The sequence below is a fragment of the Pseudalkalibacillus decolorationis genome, assembly GCF_024609785.1.
GTDB lineage: Bacteria > Bacillota > Bacilli > Bacillales > Fictibacillaceae > Pseudalkalibacillus > Pseudalkalibacillus decolorationis.
On the sequence record NZ_JANHJQ010000007.1, the window covers coordinates 139060 to 165878 of the forward strand.

General features: G+C 40.8%; 30 protein-coding genes and 3 riboswitches. Of the genes, 24 read left to right on the forward strand and 6 right to left on the reverse strand.

Features of this window, described 5'->3' with window-relative positions:
* Positions 1-26 precede the first annotated feature (26 nt).
* A riboswitch (SAM riboswitch) is annotated at positions 27-145 on the reverse strand.
* A 206-nt stretch (positions 146-351) separates the two neighbouring features.
* Positions 352-459, forward strand: a riboswitch (SAM riboswitch).
* 90 nt (positions 460-549) lie between these two features.
* The 16 genes from NON16_RS08650 (at position 550) to NON16_RS08725 (ending at position 13629) form a co-directional block, all read left to right on the forward strand.
* A complete protein-coding gene (locus NON16_RS08650) occupies positions 550-693 on the forward strand; it encodes a YezD family protein (protein WP_257348471.1) in 144 nt (47 codons plus the stop codon).
* Between the two features lie 315 nt (positions 694-1008).
* Complete coding sequence (locus NON16_RS08655) at positions 1009-1713, forward strand: phosphoadenylyl-sulfate reductase (RefSeq protein WP_257348553.1); 705 nt, start codon at positions 1009-1011, stop codon at positions 1711-1713.
* A gap of 18 nt (positions 1714-1731) precedes the next feature.
* Positions 1732-2811, forward strand: a complete 1080-nt coding sequence (gene cysP / locus NON16_RS08660) for a sulfate permease (RefSeq protein ID WP_257348472.1) — start codon at positions 1732-1734, stop codon at positions 2809-2811.
* Position 2812: 1 nt separating this feature from the next.
* A complete protein-coding gene (gene sat / locus NON16_RS08665; protein ID WP_257348473.1) occupies positions 2813-3967 on the forward strand; it encodes a sulfate adenylyltransferase in 1155 nt (384 codons plus the stop codon).
* 20 nt (positions 3968-3987) lie between these two features.
* Complete coding sequence (cysC, locus tag NON16_RS08670; protein WP_257348474.1) at positions 3988-4587, forward strand: adenylyl-sulfate kinase; 600 nt, start codon at positions 3988-3990, stop codon at positions 4585-4587.
* A gap of 16 nt (positions 4588-4603) precedes the next feature.
* Positions 4604-6232 (forward strand): nitrite/sulfite reductase, encoded by a 1629-nt coding sequence (locus NON16_RS08675; protein ID WP_257348475.1) that lies wholly within the window; start codon positions 4604-4606, stop codon positions 6230-6232.
* A 31-nt stretch (positions 6233-6263) separates the two neighbouring features.
* Positions 6264-6485, forward strand: a complete 222-nt coding sequence (locus tag NON16_RS08680) for a DUF3906 family protein (protein ID WP_257348476.1) — start codon at positions 6264-6266, stop codon at positions 6483-6485.
* Positions 6486-6657: 172 nt separating this feature from the next.
* The gene (cobA, locus tag NON16_RS08685; RefSeq protein WP_257348477.1) at positions 6658-7440 is read left to right on the forward strand and encodes a uroporphyrinogen-III C-methyltransferase; all 783 of its coding nucleotides are present in this window, start codon (positions 6658-6660) and stop codon (positions 7438-7440) included.
* 35 nt (positions 7441-7475) lie between these two features.
* A complete protein-coding gene (locus NON16_RS08690) occupies positions 7476-8231 on the forward strand; it encodes a sirohydrochlorin chelatase (RefSeq protein WP_257348478.1) in 756 nt (251 codons plus the stop codon).
* Positions 8228-8797 carry an NAD(P)-binding protein gene (locus tag NON16_RS08695; RefSeq protein ID WP_257348479.1) on the forward strand — a complete coding sequence of 190 codons (570 nt, stop codon included), beginning with the start codon at positions 8228-8230 and terminating at the stop codon, positions 8795-8797. Before NON16_RS08690 ends, NON16_RS08695 begins: the two co-directional genes overlap by 4 nt.
* 969 nt (positions 8798-9766) lie before the next feature.
* Entirely contained in the window at positions 9767-10111 is a 345-nt protein-coding gene (locus NON16_RS08700) for a PadR family transcriptional regulator (RefSeq protein ID WP_257348480.1), read from the forward strand.
* Positions 10108-10446: a DUF1048 domain-containing protein gene (locus NON16_RS08705; RefSeq protein WP_257348481.1), complete on the forward strand. Its 339-nt coding sequence runs from the start codon at positions 10108-10110 to the stop codon at positions 10444-10446. The genes NON16_RS08700 and NON16_RS08705 overlap by 4 nt, the downstream gene beginning before the upstream one ends.
* A gap of 267 nt (positions 10447-10713) precedes the next feature.
* On the forward strand, positions 10714-11475 hold the full coding sequence (locus tag NON16_RS08710) for an ABC transporter ATP-binding protein (RefSeq protein ID WP_257348482.1): 762 nt from the start codon (positions 10714-10716) through the stop codon (positions 11473-11475).
* Entirely contained in the window at positions 11476-12225 is a 750-nt protein-coding gene (locus tag NON16_RS08715) for an ABC transporter permease (RefSeq protein ID WP_257348484.1), read from the forward strand.
* Positions 12226-12345: 120 nt separating this feature from the next.
* Complete coding sequence (gene pyrE, locus NON16_RS08720) at positions 12346-12882, forward strand: orotate phosphoribosyltransferase (protein ID WP_257348485.1); 537 nt, start codon at positions 12346-12348, stop codon at positions 12880-12882.
* 162 nt (positions 12883-13044) lie between these two features.
* Positions 13045-13629 (forward strand): GNAT family N-acetyltransferase, encoded by a 585-nt coding sequence (locus NON16_RS08725; protein ID WP_257348486.1) that lies wholly within the window; start codon positions 13045-13047, stop codon positions 13627-13629.
* A 170-nt stretch (positions 13630-13799) separates the two neighbouring features.
* On the opposite strand, the gene NON16_RS08730 is transcribed toward NON16_RS08725, so the two are convergent.
* The 3 genes from NON16_RS08730 to NON16_RS08740 form a co-directional block, all read right to left on the reverse strand.
* The gene (locus NON16_RS08730; protein WP_257348488.1) at positions 13800-14405 is read right to left on the reverse strand and encodes an MFS transporter; all 606 of its coding nucleotides are present in this window, start codon (positions 14403-14405) and stop codon (positions 13800-13802) included.
* A gap of 167 nt (positions 14406-14572) precedes the next feature.
* Positions 14573-15160: an ATP-dependent Clp endopeptidase proteolytic subunit ClpP gene (clpP, locus tag NON16_RS08735; protein ID WP_257348490.1), complete on the reverse strand. Its 588-nt coding sequence runs from the start codon at positions 15158-15160 to the stop codon at positions 14573-14575.
* Between the two features lie 27 nt (positions 15161-15187).
* Positions 15188-15904 carry a sigma-70 family RNA polymerase sigma factor gene (locus NON16_RS08740; RefSeq protein ID WP_257348491.1) on the reverse strand — a complete coding sequence of 239 codons (717 nt, stop codon included), beginning with the start codon at positions 15902-15904 and terminating at the stop codon, positions 15188-15190.
* Between the two features lie 169 nt (positions 15905-16073).
* On the opposite strand from NON16_RS08740, the gene NON16_RS08745 reads away from it, so the two are divergent.
* Positions 16074-17543 (forward strand): potassium/proton antiporter, encoded by a 1470-nt coding sequence (locus tag NON16_RS08745; RefSeq protein WP_257348492.1) that lies wholly within the window; start codon positions 16074-16076, stop codon positions 17541-17543.
* A gap of 172 nt (positions 17544-17715) precedes the next feature.
* Here NON16_RS08745 and NON16_RS08750 read toward each other — a convergent pair whose 3' ends face one another.
* A complete protein-coding gene (locus NON16_RS08750) occupies positions 17716-18402 on the reverse strand; it encodes a GOLPH3/VPS74 family protein (protein ID WP_257348493.1) in 687 nt (228 codons plus the stop codon).
* A gap of 198 nt (positions 18403-18600) precedes the next feature.
* On the opposite strand from NON16_RS08750, the gene NON16_RS08755 reads away from it, so the two are divergent.
* Entirely contained in the window at positions 18601-19305 is a 705-nt protein-coding gene (locus NON16_RS08755; RefSeq protein ID WP_257348495.1) for a DUF421 domain-containing protein, read from the forward strand.
* 37 nt (positions 19306-19342) lie between these two features.
* Here NON16_RS08755 and NON16_RS08760 read toward each other — a convergent pair whose 3' ends face one another.
* Positions 19343-19516 (reverse strand): hypothetical protein, encoded by a 174-nt coding sequence (locus tag NON16_RS08760; RefSeq protein ID WP_257348496.1) that lies wholly within the window; start codon positions 19514-19516, stop codon positions 19343-19345.
* 294 nt (positions 19517-19810) lie between these two features.
* On the opposite strand from NON16_RS08760, the gene NON16_RS08765 reads away from it, so the two are divergent.
* Positions 19811-20341: a DNA topology modulation protein gene (locus NON16_RS08765; protein ID WP_257348498.1), complete on the forward strand. Its 531-nt coding sequence runs from the start codon at positions 19811-19813 to the stop codon at positions 20339-20341.
* Between the two features lie 183 nt (positions 20342-20524).
* Here NON16_RS08765 and NON16_RS08770 read toward each other — a convergent pair whose 3' ends face one another.
* Positions 20525-21238 carry an alanyl-tRNA editing protein gene (locus NON16_RS08770; protein ID WP_257348499.1) on the reverse strand — a complete coding sequence of 238 codons (714 nt, stop codon included), beginning with the start codon at positions 21236-21238 and terminating at the stop codon, positions 20525-20527.
* Positions 21239-21486: 248 nt separating this feature from the next.
* Between NON16_RS08770 and NON16_RS08775 the strand changes: the two genes are divergently transcribed.
* The 5 genes from NON16_RS08775 to NON16_RS08795 all read left to right on the forward strand — a co-directional run bounded on the left by NON16_RS08775 (position 21487) and on the right by NON16_RS08795 (position 26792).
* Positions 21487-22698 carry a M20 metallopeptidase family protein gene (locus NON16_RS08775; protein ID WP_257348501.1) on the forward strand — a complete coding sequence of 404 codons (1212 nt, stop codon included), beginning with the start codon at positions 21487-21489 and terminating at the stop codon, positions 22696-22698.
* A gap of 63 nt (positions 22699-22761) precedes the next feature.
* Positions 22762-23274, forward strand: coding sequence for a DinB family protein (locus NON16_RS08780; protein ID WP_257348502.1), 513 nt, complete (start codon positions 22762-22764; stop codon positions 23272-23274).
* Positions 23275-23504: 230 nt separating this feature from the next.
* Positions 23505-24032: a GNAT family N-acetyltransferase gene (locus tag NON16_RS08785; RefSeq protein ID WP_257348503.1), complete on the forward strand. Its 528-nt coding sequence runs from the start codon at positions 23505-23507 to the stop codon at positions 24030-24032.
* A 308-nt stretch (positions 24033-24340) separates the two neighbouring features.
* A riboswitch (cyclic di-AMP (ydaO/yuaA leader) is annotated at positions 24341-24488 on the forward strand.
* 230 nt (positions 24489-24718) lie between these two features.
* Positions 24719-25384: a potassium channel family protein gene (locus NON16_RS08790; RefSeq protein ID WP_257348504.1), complete on the forward strand. Its 666-nt coding sequence runs from the start codon at positions 24719-24721 to the stop codon at positions 25382-25384.
* Positions 25385-25448: 64 nt separating this feature from the next.
* The gene (locus tag NON16_RS08795; RefSeq protein WP_257348505.1) at positions 25449-26792 is read left to right on the forward strand and encodes a TrkH family potassium uptake protein; all 1344 of its coding nucleotides are present in this window, start codon (positions 25449-25451) and stop codon (positions 26790-26792) included.
* The last annotated feature ends 27 nt before the right edge of the window (positions 26793-26819 follow it).

A 26819-nucleotide genomic window follows, 5' to 3' on the forward strand; every position in this document is an offset into this window, starting at 1 on the left:
AAGACTTTTAGATATACGTGTCGTTCTCCTTATCTTCACAAGTTTCACTGAACTTGTTGGAATTAGCACCTTTTCAACGTCACGATGGACGCTGATGGTTGCTGAGGTGTCTTCGGGCCATTCCCTCAACCTCTCTGGATAAGTAACAGATTATTAAATTTTCAATTTTAATAAACTTACATCAAATTGGAGGGAAGTGCAACCCTTTTTTTAGAATTAGACAGTTAAATAGATTATGAATATACTAATATGGAGTTGGCTGCGCTAGCCAAATTTTCTTTTCCGTTATATCCGATCGAAAAACTAGGGTTGACTTTCGTATTTGAACTCGGTACAATGAAAATCAATTAAATCTTATCCAGAGAGACGGAGGGGTCTGGCCCTATGATGTCCGGCAACCTGCATGATGATGCAAGGTGCTAATTCCAGCAAAATGGATTCCATTTTGGCAGATAAGGTAATACGGTATTTTACCTAAAAGCCTTCCAAAATGGGGAGGCTTTTTTTGTAGACTTTATCTGAGTACGTTATTAGAAGGAGGCTTTGGGGGTGGAGGAAGATCGTAGGTTAGAAGGCATAACGTTAAAAATAAAAGAAATGTTATCATCTATGAAATATGGCTCGATCACGTTAATTGTGCAGGATGGCAAGGTAATTCAGTTGGAGAAGAATGAGAAAGTAAGAATTAAATAAGTAATTGCTGACTAGATAAACTAGAGGCGATTTTAACCATTGGGTACTTCTACCGGGTTAAGGTCGGCTCTTTTATTTTATGTTAAGAAAGCTTTGGCATGGATGTACAGGGAGTTTGCGCTTTTCTTACAAGTAAAGAAAGTATAACTTTTTGATGCATAGATGTAATGTCTAGCTCCAGCGCCCAGCCACTTGGATCACTTCAGACCTCCTGCGGCGGCGACAGCCTCCTCGTCGGTCTTCCAGTGACCTTCGTGGCTAGACAGGGCGCTTGCGCTTTTCTTATACGAATAGGAGGAGAGAGAGTTGGGAGAGATTTTAACTTATCAAACATGGTCTGAAAACAAACTGGATATCCCAGTGGATCAGGAGTCGAAAGGAGCTCTGGAGGTATTACGATGGGCTTACGAACAGTTCGGAGATGAACTCGTATATGCATGTAGTTTTGGAGCAGAAGGGATTGTATTAATCGACTTACTTTCGAAAGTGAACGACAAAGCGAAAATTGTTTTTCTTGATACGGAGCTTCATTTCAAGGAGACGTATGAGCTAATTGAAAAGATTAAAGTCCGATACCCTACATTACAAATTGAAATGAAAAGACCCAAATTAACGGTCGAACAACAAGCAAAAAAATACGGAGAGGCCCTTTGGGAAAGAAATCCAACTAGTTGCTGCCATATGCGAAAAATAATTCCTCTAGAGCAAGCATTATCAGGAGCAAAAGCTTGGATTTCAGGACTTAGAAGAGAGCAATCACCAACGAGGCGGAATACAGAATTTATTAATAAAGATGACAAGTTCCAATCAATTAAAATCTGTCCGTTGATTCATTGGACTTGGAAAGATGTGTGGCGGTATATCACGGATCACAGCCTTTCCTATAATGTCCTTCATGATCAAGGTTATCCAAGTATTGGTTGCGAAAAATGCACCTTACCGACCGATGATGCATCGGATCTACGAGCTGGGAGATGGACGAATCTAACTAAAACAGAATGCGGATTGCATCAATCATAGTGGGAGAGAAATGAATGTATGTTGGGAACCTATATAGCTTTTACAGTTGCTGTCCTTTTTGCCATCAATATAGGTGCTAGTGGAGCGGCGGCTTCAATGGGTGTTTCCTACGGGGCGGGGGCAATCAAAAAGAAATTCATTGCCCAAATTATATGTGGAGTAGGTGTTTTTCTCGGTGCAGTATTTGGTGGAGAGGAAGTGGTAAAAACAATTGGATCAGGGATTGTTCCTTCTAACATTATCACCGTTAAGATCGCTGTCATTATTCTTGCATCGGCCACAATTTCATTAGCCTTTGCGAATTTGATTGGAATCCCCCTGTCGACAAGTGAAATCACAGTTGGAGCGGTCGTTGGGGTAGGGATCGCGTATCAATCGTTATATGTTGCGAATTTAATAGAGGTTATGTTGTTTTGGATTGCGATTCCAATCGCTGCCTTTTTCCTGGCTTTCCTAATGGGGCAGATGATTCATTTCATTCAGAATCGATACCCTTTTGTTCTTGAGGGGAAGTGGAAAATCTGGTTAACCGTTCTGCTTATTACAATGGGATTTCTTGAGGCGGTTTCAGCTGGAATGAACAATGTCGCCAATGCAATTGGTCCCTTGGTAGGCGCGGATATCCTTTCTTTGTCAACTGGAACATTGGTTGGTGGAGCATTTGTAGCAATTGGTGCAATCCTATTTGGCGGCAGGGTACTTGAAACGAATGGTAAACGTATCACAAAGTTTACGCTCCTTGAGGGAAGTGCGATATCGGGAACAGGTGCAGCATTAGTAATTAGTGCATCGATCTTCGGAATCCCTGTTCCACTAACGCAAGTAACGACGTCCGCCATCATTGGGATTGGGACCGTCCGAAATGGTTTTTCCATCCTTCAAAAGGGTATTATCGTGCAAATGATCAAAGTTTGGCTCGTCTCCCCAGTGTTTTCACTCGTCATTTCGTATAGCATGATCAAAGTATTTTTGGATAGTGATTTTTACTCGTTTATCGTTATTGGAAGTGTGTTTTTAGCAACAATTGGTTCGCTAAGTTTAATCAAAACAATCAAAAAAGAAAAACGTGCAGTACATGAACAAGGAGGAGGAATTTAATATGAGCACTAGTCAACCACATGGAGGAAAGTTAGTCGATCGCATTAATCATAGTTATACATTTGAATCATTGAAAAACGAAATTGAACTCGATGCAACAGCACTTAGTGATCTTGAATTAATTGCAGTTGGAGCATATAGCCCCCTTGAAGGATTTCTCGGGAAAAAGGATTATGACAGTGTTGTAAACAATCTAAGGCTTGCGGGTGGGCTTCCATGGAGTATTCCAATTACACTTCCTGTTCCACAAGAGAAGGCGGATCAACTACAAATCGGGGAACAAGTTAAGCTCGTTAAAGATGGAACCGTATATGGTGTCATTGGGGTTACTGAAAAGTATGTACCTGATAAAAAGAAGGAAGCTCTTCATGTATATAAAACAACCGAAGAAGCTCATCCAGGCGTGAAAAAGTTATATGAGCGACCAGATGTCTACATTGGTGGCCCGATCTACCTGTTACATCGACCGAAGAAAGAACGATTTACGGAATTTTATTTGGATCCAAAACAAACACGAGAACAGTTTGGAAAATTGGGTTGGAAAACGGTTGTTGGCTTTCAAACAAGGAATCCTGTCCACCGTGCCCATGAATATATTCAAAAAACGGCGTTGGAAACAGTCGATGGCTTATTCTTAAATCCTCTTGTTGGTGAAACAAAGGCGGATGATATTCCAGCCGATGTGAGGATGGAAAGCTATAAAGTGCTTCTCAACAATTATTATCCAGAAGATCGTGTCTATTTCGCTGTATTTCCAGCCTCAATGCGTTATGCCGGTCCTAGAGAGGCTGTGTTTCATGCGATCGTTCGCAAAAACTTCGGATGCACGCATTTTATTGTCGGAAGAGATCACGCTGGCGTTGGAAGCTATTACGGAACATACGATGCCCAAAAGATTTTCAGTAATTTTACTAAAGAGGAACTCGGCATTGAAACGTTATTTTTCGAACATAGTTTTTATTGTACGAAATGCGAAAATATGGCATCTACAAAAACTTGTCCTCATGACCAGGAACATCATGTCGTGTTATCTGGAACAAAGGTTAGGGCATTACTTCGAAATGGTGAAACACCACCAAGTACCTTCAGCAGACCAGAAGTAGCTGAGGTCCTAATCAAAGGATTACAAAGAGAATCGGTAACAGTAACAACTTAAATAAGAGAAGGAGTGGACAAATGGCAAATAATCAAAATATCACATGGCATGAAACGGTGATTTCTAAGCATAATCGTCGCGGACTTAACAAGCACACCAGCAGTGTCATTTGGTTTACAGGCCTTTCCGGTTCGGGAAAATCTACGCTTGCCAACGCAGTGGATCGGAAGTTATATGAGCAAGGTATAAGAAGCTACGTATTAGATGGTGATAATATCCGACACGGCTTGAATAAAGGACTCGGTTTTACAGCCGAAGATCGGCAAGAAAACATCCGACGTATTGGTGAAGTCGCAAAACTGTTTGTCGATAGCGGTCAATTCGCTTTAACTGCCTTTATCTCACCATATCAAGAGGACCGAGATAGCGTTAGAAAAATATTGGAGAAAGATGAATTCATCGAAGTCTATGTGAAATGTCCGTTAAGTGAATGCATAATACGTGATCCAAAGGGTTTATATGTAAAAGCAAAGAGTGGAGAGATCCTTGAGTTTACAGGGATCAGTTCACCGTATGAGGAACCGATAGCACCAGAACTCATAATTGAAACCGATCAGTTTTCAATCGATAAATGTGCAAATCAAGTAATTGCTTACTTAAAACAAAAGAATCTATTGTAAAAGGGAGGAAGTAACGTTGGCATATGAAAAAATATGGGTTGATAATGAAAAACTGAACAAGACGGAGGTTAAAAAACTAAAAAAAGATGGATTAGAGGTATTTAAAGATATTCCCTATTATGCTGAAAATGGTTTTGAATCGATACCGAAAGAGGAGTGGGATTCTTTTAAGTGGGCAGGACTCTACTTACAACGGCCAAAAGAAGATGGTTATTTTATGATGCGAATCAATGTTCCATCTGGTGTTCTATCCTTTGAGCAAGCTGAAACGCTAGCAAGCATTTGTAACGATTATGGCCGTGGAGTTTTTGATGTTACGACACGCCAAGCCATTCAATTCCACTGGCTTCAAATCGAAAACATTCCGGACATTTTTAACCGTTTAGAACGAGTAGGACTTTCTACTGCAGGGGCTTGTGGGGACATAACCCGTAATATCGTAGGGAACCCACTTGCTGGCATCGATCCAAATGAGTTGTTTGATACAGAACCAATTGTCCGGGAGATTTATGAGTATTTCCAACATAATAAGGACTTTTCGAATCTGCCCAGGAAGTATAAGATGTCGATCAGTACGAATGTTCACAATGCCGCTAATGCTGAAATCAATTGTGTTTCCTATACACCTGCAATCAAGGAAATTGATGGGGAGAACGTGAAAGGATTTCATGTAAAAGTGGGAGGAGGTCTTTCTGCTAGACCTTATCTTGCTGATACATTGGATATTTTTCTAAGACCTGATCAAGTAAAAGAGGTAGCGATTGCGATTACGAAGATCTTTCGAGACTTTGGTTACCGTGAAAAGAGACACCTCGCTCGTTTGAAATTTTTACTAGCGGATTGGGGTCCGGAGAAATTTAAAGAGAAAATAATCGAATATACAGGCCTACTCCATTCTAAAGGAGAGGAGCAACAAAAGGATTGGAATGCAGGCTATTTTTACGGGGTGCACCCGCAAAAGCAAAAAGGGTTAAATTACATCGGTTTCAACGTACCGGTTGGGCGATTGCATGCGGATGAGGTCCACGAAATCGCCATTATTTCCAATGATTATGGGAACGGAGAAATTCGAACGTGTAACTCCCAAAATATTATTATTCCAAACATACCTGATGAGAAGGTTGAGTCTCTTTTGGAAGAGAAGATTTTTGAAAGAATTACGATAGAGCCAAGGAAATTTATGGCTTATTCTGTCTCCTGCACCGGTATCGAATTTTGCAACCTAGCCCTGGTTGAAACGAAAGAACGTATGCGAAGAGTTGCGGAATATTTAGATGAGCAGATTGCATTAGATGTACCGGTTAGACTTCACATGATCGGTTGCCCGAATTCATGCGGCCAACGGCAAATTGCGGATATCGGACTTCAAGGAATCAAAATGAAATCGAAAGAGAAGGGTCTGATCGAAGCGTTTGAGATTTATGTAGGTGGCACACTGAATAACGGTGGGAAATTTAATGAAAAGTTGAAAGGGAAAGTCGAAGGTGATTACCTTCAAGTGGTCCTAAGAGAATTCCTCACTTATTTTAGAGAAGAAAAGCATCCAAGTGAATTATTTTTTGACTTTGTAGAACGTGTAGGAATCGAACCGCTTCAAGGCGAATTGGATCGGATTTTAGGAAATGTAACTGCAAACGTTTCATAAAACGTTTGTGTAGAACAAGGGGGAACGGCAATTGGATTTATATCGATTCGAGGTAACGACCAAGACGGATGTCATCCATGTCATTATAGCAGCCAAAAATGATGAATCAGCCTTTCGACTTGTAGAGGTCGAATTGGAAAAATACTTTTTGAAATTGCCTGATGTTGAAGATATATCGTTATATGAGAAGAAGAAAATTAGAAACGGAAATGGTTTTGTTATACATGAACAAGAAACAATTTTGAACAGCTAAATTGGTAGTTCAAAAAGTCCGGAGGCTAACAGGATGTTAGTCAGTTCGACGTTATCACAGGACGTGATGGGTTTAGTCGAACTTCATATTAGAGCTGTTGAAATTTCTTCGTTACTCGGCTCTTTTTGTCCTCCTTTTTGAACACGTAGTTAAATGATGGGAGATGATGGGGATGGGGAAAGTATATCTTGTAGGGGCTGGGCCAGGAGATCCTGGATTAATCACGGTAAAAGGATTGAAATGTATTCAAGAAGCAGATGTCATTCTTTATGACCGACTCATTAATAAAGAGTTGTTAAGCCATGCGAAGGAGGATGCAGAACTTATTTATTGTGGGAAGCTTCCAGACTATCACCTTATGAAACAGGAAACGATCAATCACTTTCTGTTGAAACATGCGAAAAGAGGAAAGGTTGTTACCAGATTAAAAGGCGGGGATCCTTTCGTGTATGGCAGGGGTGGTGAAGAAGCATTAGCATTAGCTAAGCATGGGATTGATTTTGAAGTTGTGCCGGGAATTACTTCCGGCATTGCAGCTCCTGCATATGCAGGCATTCCAGTTACACATCGTGAGTACAGCTCTACCTTCGCCTTTGTCACAGGACACCGTCGTGAAGGTAAGGAGGATGATCTTCGTTGGGAGAGTTTAGCGAAAGGAATTGACACGTTAGCCATATATATGGGAGTCGGAAATCTTCCCTATATATGTGGTCAGCTTCTAAAGAACGGACGTGATGCCAGTACACCTGTCGCTCTTATTCATTGGGGTACGGTTGACGAACAGCAAACGGTTACAGGAACGTTAGAAACGATTGTAGACATTGTTAAAAGAAATGAAATCAAGAACCCAAGCATGATTATTGTAGGTGAAGTTGTCCGTCTTCGAGAAAAAATTAGTTGGTTTGAACAAATGAAGCATCAGGAAGATGAATTTCAACCTACAGTCGCATTCTAGTTTTCCAAAAAGGGGGCTTTTGAAGAGATGTTATAATGGAGGGAAAGAAAATGCAAGCTGTCCTATATGTTGGTCATGGAAGCAGAGTAAAGGAAGCAAGGGACCAGGCAGCACGTTTCATGGAAGAAAGCATGGGGAATAACACAGAACCGATTCAGGAAATCAGCTTTTTGGAGCTGTCACATCCGACCATTGAAGAAGGAGTCAGGCGGTGTGTAGAACGTGGAGCAACTCGGATTGCCGTTGTTCCTGTTCTGTTACTTACAGCTGTTCATGCGAAAGAGGATATTCCTTATGAACTCGATCGATTAAAAAAACGTTATCCGAACATACCAATGTCTTACGGTCGCCCATTTGGTGTTCATTCAAAAATTGTTGATATACTAATGGAGCGAATCTATGATCAGGATGTAGTGATTAATGATGATGCAATGGTTCTTTTAGTAGGGAGAGGCAGCAGTGATCCTGATGTGAAACGGGATTTACAGGAAATTGCTAATCAGCTACATGCAAAATATCCTTTTAAAAGAGTAGAAACGTGTTATTTAGCTGCAGCAAAACCAAGCTTTGAAGAAGGCATTGACCAGGTAAAACAATATGGTCATCAACAGGTGTTTGTTGTACCGTATCTACTTTTTACAGGTATTTTAATGAAAAGCATGGAAAAGACCATTCGAAAACTATCTGCACCAAATCAGGAATTTATATTATGTGAGTATCTCGGTTATCACCCGAATTTGCAGGAAGTAGTTTTCGAACGAACGACTGAAGCAGTAGGAGTTGGAATATGAGTCATTATCCAATTATGATCAATCTACAAGGAAAAAAAGCGGTGGTCATTGGGGGAGGAAAGGTAGCTTATCGGAAAATACTATCACTCCTCGAGGCTAAAGCAGAGGTCACGGTAGTTAGTCCAGCAGTAATTGTGGAGGTTAAAACCCTTATCGATAAAAATGGGGTTTCTTGGTATAAGAAACAAGTAGAAGCTACTGACTATCAGGATGCCTTTATTGTCATTGCCGCTACAAATAGAAAAGAAACAAACCAAGAAGTAGCGGAGCAGGCAGGGTCGCATCAGCTCGTCAATATCGTCGATCAACCCAATCTCGGAAACTTCCATGTTCCCGCAAAACTTACAAGAGGGAAACTGACAATCGCCGTTTCCACTGGGGGAGCAAGCCCTATTCTTGCGAAGAAAATTCGTGATGACCTCTCAAAAACCTATGACGAAACGTATGAAGATTATCTCGAAGATTTATTTAAATACCGGGAGAAAATTAAACAAATGCCGTTAAGTGAACAGGAAAAAAGAACAAGGCTCGTTGAATATGAAGAGGCTGACCGAAAACGTCGTTAATAGTTGATGTTGGGTCAGCTTTTTTTGTACGTTAGGAAAGTATAATTTTTGAAAAAGGAAGTAATGTGAATTTTGTAGGCATAGAAGTGATGTCTAGCTCCAGCGCCCAGCCACTTGGATCACTTCAGTCCTCCTGCGGCGGCAACAGCCTCCTCCGTCGGTCTTCCAGTGACCTTCGTAGCTAAGCAGGGCGCTTGCGCTTTTCTTAAAAGATAAGCGTATAAAATCATTGACTCATCGATGTAATGTCTAGCTTCTTTTTTCAGGTTAGGTTCGGTAATTACTGATAAACGTAGGAGCACAAGATGCAGCTTGAGGGAACGAATAGGCAGGATTCGTTCCCTTTTCATGCACAAGAAGCAGCTCAAGGTCACGAATAGATGTGATTCGTTTCCTTTTTGTACATAAGATGCAGCTTGAGGTCACGAATAAGTGCGGTTCGTTCCCTTTTTGAGTACAAGAAGCAGCTCAAGGTCACGAATAGGTGTGATTCGTTCCCTTTTTGAGCACAAGCTGCAGCTCGGGGTCACGAATAAATACGATTCGTTCCCTTTCCATGCACAATATGCAGCTTAAGGTAACGAATAAGTGGGATTCGTCTTTTTTTGTGCACAAGAATACAGCTCTTGGCCACAAAATTACGTGAATATTGGATGGATGGAGGAGATCCAACAGTTTCACCAAAGTTTCATAAGGAACATGTGAAGGAGAAATGTATCCAGTGTACTACAAAGGGATACAAGGTGTAGGATACAAGCTATCGGATGTTCTCTGACCAAAAAAGGGACCTGAGTGAGACGCTTTTCTCCACTCAGGTTTGCTCTTTACCGAAAAAATTTTATTCTTGACAAGTGATGCTATTCTGCGTTACTATATACCGGTAATCAGTAATACTTAATACTGTATCACGAAATACCTGTGATACAGAGTACTGAAAAAAATATAGTGAAATACAAACGGAGGATAAATTTGGAAAATATCACAGAAATGCTGAAAGGGGTGCTTGAGGGTTGTGTGCTTGAGATCATCAGCCGTGGCGAAACTTACGGCTATGAAATCACGCAACAGCTGCGAGAACTTGGCTTCACTGATGTGGTCGAAGGCACAGTTTATACGATTACCATGCGGCTTGAGAAAAACAATCTGGTGGACATTAAGAAAAAGCCATCCACTAAGGGACCGCCGAGAAAATTTTACACACTCAACGCAGCAGGTCAAGAGCATCTTGAGATATTTTGGAAAAAATGGGAATTCATCGCAAGCAAAATTAACGAACTCAAAACTAAAATAAAATCAAAAGGAGGAGTTATATGAGTATTATTGAAAAAATTATTGGAAGTCTGGATGACAAGCGGGAATGGAAGGCGATGGAGGCGCGTGCGAAGGCACTTCCAAGTGAGTACCGCAATGCTTACAACGCTATCAAAAAATATATGTGGACCGCTGGTGGTCCCTCCGACTGGAAGGACATCAGCCGTATCTTTGGCGGCATTCTCGACCTCTTCGAGGAAGGTGCAGCGGAAGGCAAGAAAGTCACTGATCTCACGGGTGAGGACGTGGCCGCTTTCTGCGACGAACTAGTGAAGGACGCGAAAACTTGGAAAGACAAGTATCGCACGAAGTTGAACGATACGATTGGACGTGGCTAACGGCGAAATCCTACTAGTGGCAAACGCTAAAACCTTTGTCGCCAAGTAATCGTGAAGATTTGAATGAGAGTATCATGAAGCGATTGGGAAAAAAGTAAATTCAATAGATAATACCGACTGAATAGCTGTTACAAATGTGAATTGCCACCTGCACTATTCAGTTATATTTTTTATTCGGTACTAAGTTATACAGATTATCAGTCAGACTAAGTAGAGGCGTGTAGGCAATCTAGCTCCGCAAGGTGCTTTTTTAAGGAGGAAAAAAGTATGAGCCATGCAGCGATTTCTGTAAAAGGGTTAAAAAAATCCTTTAAAGACAAGGAAGTATTAAAGGGGGTGGATTTTGAGGTGCGGCGTGGCGAAATTTTCGCACTGCTGGGCTCAAATGGAGCGGGCAAGACGACGACGGTCAACATCCTCTCGACGCTGATGAAGCCAGATGGCGGCGAAGTAGGTATTTGCGGCTTTGACGTTGAGCGCCAACCGGATAATGTTCGCCAGAGCATCAGCCTGACAGGACAGTTCGCAGCTTTAGACGGCATGCAAACCGGGCGGGAAAACCTGATGATGATCGCCAAGTTGCGGGGAGTTTCCAATCCCGCTCAAGTCGCCGACAATCTGCTTGCAAGATTCAGCCTGACCGATGCGGCCAACCGCCGGGCCGACAAGTATTCCGGCGGGATGAAGCGTCGGCTTGACATCGCCATGAGCCTGATCGGGGCGCCAGCAGTCATTTTTCTCGACGAACCAACCACAGGACTTGACCCCGAGGCGCGGATTGAAGTCTGGGATACCATCAAGGAACTTGCAGGCGGTGGCAAGACCATCTTGCTGACGACCCAGTACCTGGAGGAAGCCGAACAACTGGCAGACCGTATCGCCATCCTGCATGGCGGAAAAATCATCACAACCGGTACCCTTACCGAACTCAAGGAGATGTTCCCGCCAGCGAAAGTGGAATACATCGAGAAGCAGCCGACATTGGAGGAAATTTTCCTCGCGATCATCGGCAAAAAGGAGAAGATGTAAATGAAAAGCAAAACAGGGGTATTACTAGGGCGTTTAATGCGCAATATCATGCGCAGCCCGGATACGATTATCACGGTGGCGATTACGCCGATTATGATGCTGCTGCTGTTTGTCTACGTATTTGGCGGCGCCATAGAGACAGGCACGGACAACTACGTCAATTATTTATTGCCGGGAATCTTGCTGATCACTATCGCATCCGGCGTCGCTTACACTTCCTTGCGGCTATTTACGGATGTAAAGAGCGGGATGATGGCGCGTTTCATTACCATGCCCATCAAGCGCTCGTCGGTATTATGGGCTCACGTGTTGACCTCGCTTGTTTCCAATGCGCTTACTGTCGTGGTGGTTATCCTCGTCGCGCTCTTGATGGGCTTCCGTTCCAACGCTGATATCCTGGATTGGCTCGCGGTAGTTGGGATACTCGGGCTGTTTACGCTGGCGCTGACATGGCTGGCGGTCATTCCCGGATTGACAGCAGGGTCTATGGAAGGGGCGACAGCATACTCGTATCCGCTGATTTTCCTGCCGTTTATTAGTTCGGCTTTTGTCCCCACAGAAACCATGCCTAAAATTGTTCGTGCGTTCGCTGAGAACCAGCCCGTGACTTCAATCGTGAATTCGATTCGTGCCCTCTTGTATGAAGGGTCTGTTGGCAACGGTATCTGGACCGCGCTTGCCTGGTGCGTCGGCATCATGGTCATTGCTTACTTTATTGCCAGTAAGGTATTTAAACGCCAGTTAGGGTAAGTACACCATTATGGGATTTGCAAAATCAATAGTCAGCCGCTGCGATGAATGTATTTGCTACACATGGAAGGCTGCTTAAATGCCGGTGCAACTATCGATGAGATCATGGAGGCGATCGGATTGGATAAACACACATTAGCGAAGGAAATTTATAATACTGCACACTTGGATGGAGAATTCAAACTACGATCAGGCAAGGTATCTAATGAATATTTTGATAAATACTTATTTGAATCAAACCCGAAAATTCTTGAAGAAGTTGCGAATTATCTTTCAACACTGATTCCTGAGGGTACGGAGATTTTAGCTGGATTAGAAATGGGAGGAATCCCGATTGCAACGGCGCTCTCGTTAAAAACAGGAATACCTGCCGTGTACGTCCGAAAAAAAGCCAAAGAATATGGAACGTGTAAGCTTGCTGAAGGTATCGATATAGAAGGTAAAAATGTTTGTATCATAGAGGATGTCGTGACAACTGGTGGGCAAATCAAATTAAGTGCTAAGGATCTGAAGGAGTATGGGGCAAAAATAAAATATGTATTGTGTGTAATCGATCGTGAACAGTCTGGGAAAGAAAACCTGGATGAGGCAGGTCTAGTTCTTCATTCATTACTGACAATGAGCGATTTAAAGGCTGCTACAGCGATAACAAGATAAAGTATTTTCTCCAAAGGTAGAATAATATAGGTGTTAAGAGCTTATGAATACAAAAGGTCCAGCTTCGATCCCTATAAGTTTTCAGTAAAAACATAAGTCGTAAACAAATAACACAATCGGTGCAACAAATATGCAGATATCAACGTTAGGGAGGGAGAGGTAATGAAACCAATACTATTAGATTTTCCACATGAGTTTTATACCGATAGATTACACATACGAATGCCTCATTCAGGTGATGGTGAAGCGGTGTACAATGCGATACAGGCATCACTAAATGAGTTGAAGCCATGGATGCCGTTTGCCCATTTAGAACAAACGATGGAAGACGTTGAAGTAAACATAAGAAACTCCCACATTAAATTTTTGAAACGGGAAGATCTACGATTACTCGTTTTCCTGAAGGATACTGGTGAATTTGTGGCGTCATCTGGTTTGCACCGGATGGATTGGGAGGTCCCAAAGTTTGAAATCGGATATTGGATGGATACCCGGTATAGTGGAAAGGGCTATATGACAGAAGCGGTACAAGGGATTACAGACTTTGCTTTTACCGAACTTAATGCTAGACGATTGGAAATTCGTTGTGATCCAAAAAACAAACGGAGCTGTGCAGTACCGGAAAGACTTGGTTTTATATTAGAAGGGGTCTTAAGAAACGACGACATTTCTTTAGTAAATAATGAATTAACTGATACGTGTATTTATGCCTTAATAAAGCAAGGTGACGAACTGATTAGAGGTTGACCTTTTCTTAGGGCAGCCTCGTTTTATTTACATGTTAAGTTTAACTTTTCAGCTAGAAGTAAATGGGCGTTGAGAAAAAAAGTTTAAGTCCTAAGTATATGATTAACTAAGCCGATCGCCTCGCTAGCCAAGTTGTCTTTATGCTTGGTATTACGCTGTTTGAACATCACTCATTTTACTACGAGCTTTTTTGCGACAGGTTCGTGTATGGCGGCATCTTTTGATAACTGGATAATCGATCGGGCTCCCCAAACCGCAAAGATAGCAAACAACGCGAGAAAGCTTTGGAACGAGAGGGAGGCACCAGTTTGTTGAACTGTGGTCGAAAACAGTGCGATTAAAGTAACCCGAAATGCTTTCTCAACAGCCGCATAAAAGCTGTTGATTCTGCCAATAAGTCGGTTCGGTACAATTTCCATTAGTAAGGTGTTGCGGTTAATTCGAATTTCTGCATTTCCCCATCCCATAACCATTTGCATACCCAAAAAGATTAACACTGTCTGAATCAATGAGATGCTAACAATAGACAGCCAGAATAGTGCCATCATACCTAAAAGCATAGGCAGATATCCGATCAAACTCGTTAATCGTTGAATGGTTATCCCAGCTAGGACAGCTCCAATTACGTAAATGACCTCATACATCGCATACACGGACGGACCCGCTTCAAGCGTTTTCGCTACATAAATTGGAAATAAATAATTTGTGATCATCACAGTTAGAAAGGGAATCAAGGTTGCAAGGAAAAACACAATCAACAACGGTCGTTCTTTCAAAAATCTTCAACCTTCTATCATGTTTGTAAAGGTGGGAGAAAAGTAGCAATTTGCTTAAAACTTTCGGCTGACAAAGGTTTATAACTAATGAAAAAAGGGCTGACGTCAAAAGGTAATTTCTCCTTTTGAGTCACCCTTTCAGTTTTTCAGTGTTTTTCCTAACCTAATCACTTTTGACGGCTGATGATGTCGTCGATGATCCCGTATTCCTTTGCTTCTTCGGCACTTAGGAAGTAATCGCGGTCTGTATCAATAGCTACTTTTTCAACAGGTTGCCCAGTACGTTCTGAAATAATTTTGTTCAGGTGTTCACGAAGCTTCAGTATCCGTTTTGCACTAATTTCGAGATCGGTTGCCTGCCCACGAGCTCCTCCAAGCGGCTGGTGAATCATGATCTCGCTGTTTGGAAGCGCGTACCGTTTTCCTTTTGTACCGGCGAGCAAAAGCATGGCCCCGAATGAACCTGCCATTCCCGTACAAATGGTGCTAATGTTCGGTTTAATATATTGCATGGTGTCCAAGATCGCAAATCCTGCAGAGGTTGATCCACCCGGACTGTTGATATAGAGCGAAATATCTTTATCGGAATCATCAGCGGCTAGAAACAGCAACTGTGCGACAATGCTGTTTGCCATATGATCATTAATTTCATCACTTACCATAATAATTCGGTCTTTTAATAATCGAGAGTAAATGTCATAGGAACGCTCACCATGACTGGACTGTTCAATGACATATGGAATTGTATTACTCATACGGTTTCCTCCTGTATCCTTTTAAAATTAAGCTGCCATTGAGAGGTGGCCAGAAGGAGAGGAAGCCGATCGTATTGGTTGTTTTTGTAAAAACATTCTTGGATGAGCCGCTTGTTTTGTGAGAATTTCAGGTGCAATTCGGAGTAATCTCGTTGGATCCTCCGTTCGAAGTGCTTCATAAAGAAGGGAGCGGATTGTTTCTTGATCGTGAATTGGCCAAACTAGAGCAGGTGCAGACTGTACATCTTCATCCGTTATTTTCTCAAGCCGACTTCGAGTTCGATTCAATATACTCTTTACCGCAGTTTCACTCATATCAAGTGCTTCTGCAATCTCAGAGATCTGGTACTTGAAACCTTCTTTTAACATAAAGATAATTGACTGTTTTGGGGTCAGACGTTGGATCAGTTTATCAACAAGGTCTTGAGAAATTTCTGAACGCTTTTCATCGGTTTCCTCTTCTGGTACAGAGCCAATCGTTTCTCTACCATGCTTACGAACCGTATCGACCCATAGATTATGCGCAATCCTATTCAGTAAGGCTGAGTTTATTTCCGTTTTATGTTGATAATGTTTCATCGCTTTATACATCGTTTCCTGTGCTAAGTCTTCACCATCCCACTTATTTTGGGAAAGAAACTGACAATAACGAGCAAGTTTCGGGTACAGCTCCACAAGTTTGTCTACTGAGTGCCCTTGTTCAATCTTTTCATTTTTAACATTTACGCCAGGCCTGGCATGCATTTTCCTTCACTCCTTTAGCACCTCTCTACTTTTAAAACGGATAACACATTGAAAAAGATACGGGGGCTTCAAGATTATTTTTCTAAAAGACAAAGTTCATGATAATAGGTCGAATAGTTGGTTAACAGATACTCACTTTTATATAATTATAAGTGAAGGGGAGTGAACAATGGAATTTACAGTCAATGGTACTGTCTTACTCATTTCGTTACTGTTAATCATCGGAGTTATTAGTGCTAAATTCTCCTCAAAGTTAGGATTACCTTCCTTGGTTTTGTTTATTGTTGTCGGAATGGTCTTAAGTCATTATATTTTTTACGATAATGCATTGTTAACCCAGTTGATCGGGACTTTTGCTTTAATTGTTATCCTATTTGAGGGTGGTTTGCAAACAAAATGGAGCAATATCAAGAAGGTTTACAAGCCATCCTTATCATTAGCCACTATTGGTGTTCTTGTAACCACACTTGTGATCGGTGTCGCGGCAAAATATATACTTGATCTAACCTGGTTAGAAGGACTTTTATTCGGTGCGATTGTTGGTTCGACAGATGCTGCTGCAGTATTCGCGGCGCTAGGAAATAAGAATATTAAACGAAAATTAACCTCAACGCTAGAGGCGGAATCGGGTACCAATGATCCGATGGCAATCTTTTTAACCGTATCCTTCTTGCAGTTAATTCAGCTGCCACACATTAATCCAGGTGAACTTATTTTCGATTTCTTTTGGCAAATGGGAATCGGTTTACTAATTGGTATTATTCTTGGAAAAACGGCAGGGTGGTTTATTAATAATATTAATCTCGACTCTTCAGGATTATACCCGGTATTGTCGATCGCTTTGGCTCTCTTTACATTCGGGCTCACTAGCTTGTTTAATGCAAGTGGGTTACTCGCTGTCTATATTATGGCCGTTTTCCTCGGGAACAACGATATGACATACCGTCACTCAATAATAAAATTCAATGAAGGATTTGCATGGATGATGCAGATCGTCATGTTTATCCTATTAGGTTTGCTCGTATTTCCGAACAAATTACTTGATATTATTTGGGAAGGACTACTATTATCGTTCCTATTAATGCTTGTCGCTAGACCAATCGGGGTATTGCTGAGTTTACTTGTGGGCAATTTCAATATGAAAGAGAAACTATTCATCTCATGGGCAGGTCTTAAAGGGGCTGTTCCAATTGTCTTAGCAACGTACCCGATGGTTGCTGATCTGGAAAAAAGTGACCTCATTTTCAACGCCGTATTTTTCGTCGTTTTTACATCTGCCTTAATTCAAGGGGCCACGATATCTCCACTAGCAAAATATTTCGGTTTTTCGAAAGGGGATAAGGTGGAGGTACCGCACAGTCTTGAATTGGTTTCAATCGGAAAAACAAAAAATGAAATGATGGAAATCCAAATTGACGAAGGGGCAGCCATTGCACATCGAAAAATTGTGGACGTACCATTGCCTGATGATACCCTGATAACAGCAGTCATCCGTAAAGATGAACTGATAACTCCGATGGGGGATACCATACTTTACCCTAAAGATACTTTATATATATTGGTCTCGAAACGAAAACGAGAGCAGGTGAAACAGACCATCATGAAAATAGAAGAAAAACAAAGCAGTATGGAGGACTAGACCCTTCATACTGCTTCATTTCCAGTATGAAGGACTACACACTGGTTTTTCTGTTTGTTTTGTCCTTCATCGCTCGTATGAAGGACATTTCACTAGTTAAATTCCTATTTTGTCCTTCATCGAGCGTATCAAGACCTTTATCCTGCTACTTTTTGCAGAAAAAATAAAATAGTTACGATCCACCGCTTCCTGAGCTCGAAGCCGAGATGGTAATAGCCGTGGTACAAGCTAAGAAGACGGCCATCTGCATTGCTTCAATAGAGGAATGAACGGCTTTAGCGTAATCGTTTTTTTGATTGAGCTCATCAATCCGTTTCTTCGCTTCTTTTCTTTTATCCTTTGTGAAAACTTCCTCCACAAGGTTGCAGGCTTTAACTAAGCTAAGCAGGATGCCACTCCTTGCATCTGTTTCTTCGTTTTCAAAAACACTTTTATAAATATGTTTTCGGATTTGCTGTTCAGATGCTTCCTCATCAGTAGGATATTTGTGACTAGTAAAGATCCACAATACCTTCTCTTCCTTTTCTTCTAGTACGCCTTTTTTGACCAAATTACCCAAAAGGTCTTTCTTGACTTGGGGGATCCAGCTGGTTGAGTTTTGGATCCAGTGGTCTACAGTCCTTTCTTTTGGTGATTCTTTAATTCTCCTCAAGACATCGTCAAGGACTGTATCGCCAGTTGGTGCCTCGTTGGTTACTACAATTTTTTTATCCTCAAGTGTAATGCGTTCGAGTATCGTTAATTCGGCAAAAATTGCTCCTGCTAGACCGTAATTCAAAGAACTTAGAGCTGAAAAGACGACAGTTCCTTTTTCATCATCAAGGGCAAGCAATAGTAGTTCTTCTGGAATTGTAAACATCAGTTTTCCTCCTATTAAAAACGGATAATGTATATACGATCGAACATGGTATTTTGTTACACACTTTTTTTGATGAGTAAGTATAAATCATTCCTATTGGATTTCTATTATAGGGATTTCAGAGTAGATCTAAAGGGTTAAGATTTGTACAAATGGATAAAACTGTACTATCTGCTCACGATAGGAGTTTGTTTAAACATGAACTTATTTTTTTTAACAGTTGAACTAATCGTTGGATTTTTCCTCTTATTTATGCTAATTAAGTTCCTTGGCAAAAAGATTATAAAACAAATTACACCTTTTACGTTTATCGCAGCAATTGTGCTAGGGGAGTTGTTGGGTAATGCATTATACGACGATAAAATTGGTGTTGGATATATCATTTATTCAATGACGTTATGGGCTTTGCTGTTATCCTTAGTCGAGATTGCAAGTCAGAAAGTTTTAAAATTACGACTGTTATTTGAAGGAAAACCCTCTGTACTTATAAGAAATGGCGTGATTAATCGGGAACAGCTTAAGAAAAACCGGATGAATATCAATCAGCTCCAGAGTTTATTACGACAGTCTGAAACCTTCTCAATACGTGAGGTCGCCTATTGTTATTTAGAAGCAAACGGATCAATCAGCTTAATCAAAAAATCAAAATATCAAAAAACGACCCAAGAAGATTTCAAACTAGCGAACAAATCTGTCTATGTTCCAATCACAATGATTAGAGATGGACAATTATTAAAGGATGAATTAGAAGATATTGGCCGAAGCGAGGACTGGCTATACCTCCAGCTAAAGGAACAAGGGATAAAAAATGTTAAAAATGTCTTTCTTGCTGAATGGTTGGAAGGTGACGGGTTATTTGTCCAGACCTTTGACCAAGTTTGTAACGCAAAAAGTCAGGCGTAATTAGGATAGAAACAGCAATATTAAGTATCTAATTTCGTTAAAAATTATCGTTCGTATGCCGGTTATCACCCATTGTATAATTCGAATCTTCTCCTGGTTTGGAATGAGGGTTGATTGGACGCTCTCCCTCATTTTTGTTCCGCTTGCGTCTCCAGTCAATAAAACCTGCCAATGCAAGTGTGCCAACAATAACACTGATGATTATATTCATTTAGCATCAACTCCGTCCATTGTGTTTTATACATTCCAATTCGATAGAGTACGTTTTTTTCCTTTAGAAAGTGCAGGGTTAAAACCAATGATTTCATTCATTCGTCAAAATGAGGGTTTCTTTTTTTCCAGTAGAAGAAAACTGTCATTGGTTCTTTTTTTGAAATAAACGGTCTAATCCTTGATGTATTTATATTTCTACATTAATATTAAATTCCATGCTTAATAGAGAAATAATGTTAATCTTCTATAAACTGGGAAACTATTATATCAGTAAAAGTAGGGAGGGGTAATTATGAGGAAGATTGCAATAATCGGATGTGGGGGAGCAGGAAAATCAACATTTTCAAGGCAGCTTGGCAAGGTCCTCGAGCTTGAAGTTTTTCATTTGGACAAGATTAATTGGAAGCCTGGTTGGGTGGAAACACCAAGAGAAGAGCTCCGTGTCATTCAAGAACAACTAGTAAAAAAGGAGAGCTGGATTTTCGACGGGAACTATGGAACAACCATGGATGTACGTCTGAATTCAGCTGATACAATCATTTTCCTCGACATGTCCCGTCTTACTTGTATGTACCGAATTGTAAAAAGAAGATGGATGTACCATAAAAAGGAGCGTCCTGATATTGGCGAGGGCTGTGAGGAAAAGCTGGACCTGGAATTTATACGCTGGGTGTGGAACTTCCGGAAAAACCGAAGACCGCAGCTGCTCGAAAAAATAGCAAGCTATAAAGCTAACAAGAACGTTATTATTTTGCGGTCGAGAAAAGAGGTCGAAACGTTTCTTGAGGTTGTAAGAATGAATTATACAGAGAAGCCTTCCTAATAAATGAAGGATTTCCGTTTGTACGGAAATCCAGCCACTTATGAGCAATGAAGCTAGTTGTTTCATAGTTAAATGACTACGTACAGTACTGGACCTATTATATTTATTAGTATTCGCATGATTTGAAACACGGACTTATTTCAATGGTACTAATAATATTGATCCAAACCGTAATGTTTCAGCTTAATTCGCTACCCTTACTTCCAATCGAGTGATTCCTTTTCCTTTGTTTTTCACTTTCTCTAGCGTAAACACACCAATTTCGGCTGTATCTTTGACATGTGTCCCACCACAAGCCTGCTCATCAATATCACCAATTCGAACCAAACGGATGTCCTTTACAGCAGGAGGAATCAGATTGACTACGGTTTTGATCGCACCCGATATTTGCTCCGCTTCATCCCGAGGTAGGACCCTCACGGATATAGGGTGATTGTATTGGATTTCTTCGTTTGCCTTCATAATTGCACTTTCCAGCTTATCGTTGGATAACTCACTGATTTCGGTCAAATCAATCCGTGCACGATCTGGATAAATTTGATTTCCTGTACACAGAGACCCTCGTTCTGTATTCAATACTGCCGCAAGAACGTGGAGAAGTGAATGGTGTCTCATTAACCCGAATCTCCGCTCCCAGTCAATCGTTGCTTCGACTGCTCCAACGCTCAGTCCCTCTGGATTTTTTAAATAATGAACGGGGATACCGCCCTCTTTTTTCACCTTATACACTTCGAATTCATTTCCGTCCTGAATGAGGTGTCCAGTGTCATGCTCTTGACCTCCACCGGTTGGATAGAAGACCGTCCGATCGAGTGCCACCTTGTCTCCATCAATTTGTATTACATTCGCTTCACACGTTTTTGCATAGCTATCTTCCAAATGCAATTCTGTGGTCATTCTATGTCACACTCCTAGTAGATATTTATTATTAAAAACAATATTACGCTTTTCGAAGGAATTTTCAACTGATATATAGAAATTGTTAAAAGATTAAGAATTACCATAAAAGTTCGGCTGTATACGAATTCTTTTTTACACATTAAGAAAGTATAAATAATACTTTCTATAGTATCAGTGCAACTAAGGCTCAGTCGACGCCAAAGGCTTGGCCTTACCAAGTTTTCTTTAAAAGGGGATGAAATGGCATGGAAAAGCTATATGAAAAGTTACAAGAGCATTATGAAGAGATGGTGGAAATCCGCCGCTATCTCCATCAACATCCGGAGCTATCGTTTGAAGAAGTCGAAACACCGAAATACATTGCTGCATATCATGAAAAATTAGGACATGAGGTTCGTACAGGTGTTGGCGGGCGCGGGGTTGTCGCGAAGCTGAAAGGCGCTAAACCGGGAAAAACGGTTGCACTTCGGGCTGACTTCGATGCACTCCCCATACATGAGGAAAACGATGTCCCTTATAAGTCAAAAGTGGACGGTAAAATGCATGCATGTGGACATGATGGACACACATCAACTCTCCTTGTCCTCGCCAAGGTATTAAATAGCATGAAGGATGAGTTGGAGGGAACAGTTGTATTCATTCACCAGCATGCCGAAGAATATCAACCAGGCGGTGCAATCGCAATGATCGAAGATGGTTGCTTGGAAGGTGTGGATGTCATTTTCGGAACACATCTCTGGGTAACGAGTCCACAAGGAGAAATCAGATATCGTACAGGTCCGATCATGGCTGCTGCTGACCGATTCGAAGTTACAATCCAAGGAAAGGGCGGCCATGGAGCACAGCCTCACCTGACAAAAGACGCCATTGTAATCGGATCTCAACTGGTCACGAATCTCCAGCAACTCGTAAGCCGAAGAGTTGATCCACTCGAGTCAGCGGTTATCTCAGTCGGTGCATTTGAAGCGGTCAATGCATTTAACGTAATTGCGGATACGGCTAAACTCACTGGAACGGTGCGAACGTTTAATGATGATGTCCGTAATTTCCTGGAAAAGGAGATTGAAAGGGTCGTCAAAGGAACGTGTGTCATGACTGATGCAGAATATACGTATCAATTTTTCCGTGGCTATCCGGCAGTAGTCAACCATCCAGATGAAACAGCTTTTGTGGCAGAAGTTGCTAAATCAGTGCCTGGCGTAACCAATGTAACGGAATGTGCACCAGAAATGGGTGGAGAAGATTACGCGTATTATCTGCAACATGTAAAAGGAACATTCTTCTTCACAGGAGCCCAAGATCCGAACTGGGATGTAACCTACCCACATCATCATCCAAAGTTTAACATCGATGAACGCAGTCTGCTTGTAGCAGCAAACATGCTCGGGACGGCAACATTACAATTTTTGCAACATGGTAGTGTACACTCCGGTTCAAAAACCGAAACACATTCTTAATGTCATATTCTTATCAATAATATTAAGGGCTGAGCTGAAGGTATATGTTTGGAGGCAATTATAATGCTTAATCGTCCGAAATCAAGTGAATACAACCCGTATCTTGAAAGGTATATAGGACTTGTTCCTGATGATGATTTGCTTAAAACTTTGAAGAGACAACAAACTGAAATGAATGATTTTCTTAAAAGTATACCAATCGAAAAAGGAGAATATCGATATGAAAAGGGAAAATGGAGCCTGAAAGAAGTAGTGGGGCACATTGCTGATATCGAAAGAGTGATGAGCTATTACTTACTTGTAGTTGCTCGAGGGGATACGACGACGTACCCATCATTTGATAAAGATTCATACGTTAGCAATGCGGAGTATGATCGTCTGGAACTCTCAGATATCATTACAGAATTGTCTGTAGTCCGGCAAAGCACCATTTCTTTGATCACCTGTCTTTCGGACAATGCATTGATGCGCACTGGAACAGTTATGAGTCAACCAACTACTGCACGTGCATTGGGATATGTTATTGCTGGTCATGAGCTCCATCATCGTGAAATCATTAAGCGAAGTTATCTATAAAACTACCATAGTTCACACGAACAGAAAGAAAAAACATTTACAATAACGAAAGCATTTAGCAGCACCAATCCATTTGGCTGTTGAGTGCTTTTTTTTATGGTTTTAATACAGTGCTTATCCGCAATTCTATTAAAACATACAATACATAAGTATAAAGAAGCATGTGCCAGAAATATTTGCTAGTGGTATGCTAAAATAGGTGAAATTTACAGATGGGGTAGGGGATACAGATGGCAGAAAAGATTCAACTAATCAGACCCAATGTTGAGCTTAAGAAAGAGTACATACTATTTTATCAAGAGTGGATGTCTAGCGGAGAAAGCATTGTACCTTGGGTTGTGAAGGAAGATCCCACAGACTTTGAAAAGCTTGTCCAATTTCTCATTGATTCTGAGAAAGAAGAGAATACTCCAGAAGGATGGGTTCAACATTCAAATTATTGGCTTGTGGACGAAAATAAAAGAATACTTGGCGCGGTGAACATCCGACACAGCCTTACTGAAAAGTTATTAAACATCGGCGGGCATATCGGTTATGGGGTGCGGCCATCTGAAAGACGACGAGGTTATGCAACGAAAATCCTAGAAGAGTCTTTGCAAAAAACTGCTGATCTCGGTTTGGAAAAGGTACTTGTCACTTGCAATAAGGATAACAAAGGCTCCGAAAGGACTATTCTTAAAAACGGTGGAGTTCTCGAAAATGAATTTTCGGAAGAGGACGGGAATATAGTGCGACGTTATTGGATTCAGCTTAACTAATGGTCTAAACTAATGCCGGGGTAGTGCCAGTTGCCAGCTTGAATGAAGCAGTAACGTATTTAAACAATTTAGATTAGGGGATATAATGGATATTATTTCACGAAAAACAGGGAACATCTAAAAAGAATTTGTTGAATGGATCGATAATACGAAGGAATTAGCCGATAAATCTCAATAAATAGAGGGAATATGTGTTTTAATTGACTAAATAACCGTATTTACCAGAATTTGATGTTATTTGCTCCTTTACAGTTGATAGAGACCGGAGTAGTATAAATCTCATCTAAAATGAATAAGCAGTTTCCAATTTATCTTAATCGCTAAATTCCATTGGGAACGGGGGAACCAATCTTTATGTGGCAATCGCCGCTTTGGGGTGAATCCTTTTATAAGGTAGGGCGACTCTTTACGTCCGAATCCGACAGCTAACCTCGTAAGCGTTTGAAGAGAACACAAGCACGTGCAATGCACGGTTTCTTTCTTGAGCTTTCTAAGCCATAAGAGGATCTTGTTCTCTTGGGCTTTTTTTAATGCAGTGATTTCTTTTTGAATTGTATTTGATCTTAAAGAGGTTGTTCAAAATGTTTATTTTCAGTCTTGGAGTCTCATATTATACATGACAACACATTTTCGATGGAATAATCATCTTTCATACATTAAATCATGTTACAGAGGAGTATTTGTAGATGAAGAGAAAACAAAAGCAAGTTGCATTAATAGGTCTTGGGAACTTTGGAGGAAGTTTATGTAAGGAATTCAGTGAACTTGGTACAGAAGTGTTAGCAGTAGATACAAATCCTGATAAAGTAGATGAATATTCCTCTATTGCAACGCATACCATTCTTGCCGATTCTACAGATGAAGGAGTACTGAAGGCGTTAGGTGTTCGCAATTTTGACCTTGTCGTGGTATCTCTTGGTGACGATATTCAATCCAGTATCCTAACGACATTAGTATTGAAAGAAATAGGGGTTCAAACGGTTTGGACAAAAGCGCAATCAAAATATCATCGAAAAGTTTTGGAGAAAATTGGTGCAGATCGAGTGATTCATCCAGAACGAGACATCGCAAGGCGCTTAGCCCATCATGTCGTTTCAGAAAAAATTCTTGATTATATAGAGCTTTCAAAAGATCACAGTATTCTTGAAATGGTTGCAACTAAAAAGGTTGATAATCAAACCTTAATGGACATAGATGTACGTGCCAAATATGGGTGTAATATTGTCGGCATTAAGAGAGAAGAACAAATTCTGATATCTCCTTCTGCGGATGAGGTTATCCAAGAAGGAGATATCTTAATCGTCATCGGAAGTAACGAAGATTTAAATCGGTTTGAAGAAAAAGGATTATAGGAGTGTTGTATAAAATTTACTTATCTTCAAGTCTTCAAAACGATATTGGTAAAGAGGTGTATGTATGGACTTAGAAAAACTTATAAGACATCGTATTAGATCCGTAAAACTTAACCCACCACAAATTTTAGGAATTGGATTCCTGATCCTTATACTATTAGGAGGTCTACTATTAAAGCTACCCATCTCGACAAAAGAGCCGGTTAGCTGGATTGATGCGTTTTTTACATCTGCATCTGCTACGACTGTAACCGGTTTGTGGGTTGTTGATACAAACACCGCTTATACGTTATTTGGACAATTTGTCATCCTAGGATTAATTCATACCGGTGGACTTGGCTTTATGACATTTGCTATTTTAATTATCATTGTTTTGGGTAAACGAATTGGTTTAAGACAGCGGTTAATCATTCAAGAGCAGCTGCAAACACCAATTGGCGGTATCGTTAAATTAGTGAAACGAGTTCTTCTTTTCGCACTAGCAATTGAAGGAATTGGTGTCATTTTACTATCGATACGTTGGATCCCAGAAATGGGTTTCTGGAAAGGTTTATATTATAGTTTGTTTCATATTATTGCCGCGTTTAATAATGCTGGTTTTGCTCTTTGGCCTGACAGCCTAACGAAATATGTTGGAGATCCAGTCGTGAATTTAATTATCACACTCATGATTATTACAGGGGGGCTTGGTTTTACAGTATTACACGATTTATGGTACTCCAAAAACTTCAGGTCACTAACACTCCATTCCAAAATTATGATTGTCGGAACCATTATCATAAATTCCGTATCAATTCTAATCATCTTTTTACTTGAAATGGATAACCCGAACACATTGGGGGATTTATCTGCCTCGGGAAAGTGGTGGGCATCCTATTTTCAAGGGATTTCACCGAGAACAGCAGGTTTTAACACTATCCCAACGGGGGATATGGAAGAGTCATCGCTTATATTTACAATTTTGTTGATGTTTATAGGAGCTGGGAGCGTATCCACTGGTGGTGGTATTAAACTGACGACTTTTATTATTATTTTGCTTGCTGTAGGTACTTTTTTAAAGCAGAAGAAACAAAACCCTAATGTCTTTAATAGAAGGATCGATGTCTCGATCGTTTATCGTGCACTGGCAATTGTAATTACCAGTTTGACGTTTATATTTCTAGCGTTATTTACTTTATTGATTACCGAAAATATTCCTTTAATGCCACTATTGTTCGAAGTTGTTTCTGCGTTTGGGACAGTAGGTTTGTCAATGGGAGCAACAGGGAGTCTCACCTTTATCGGAAAAATAGTTATCATGTTCATGATGTATCTTGGCCTTATCGGTCCATTAACGATCATGTTATCCGTTGCGCAGCAAGAAAAAGAAAAGATTCGTTATCCATCTGGAGATGTTCTTACTGGTTAAATGTTGTAGGGAACTGACTCAAAAGAA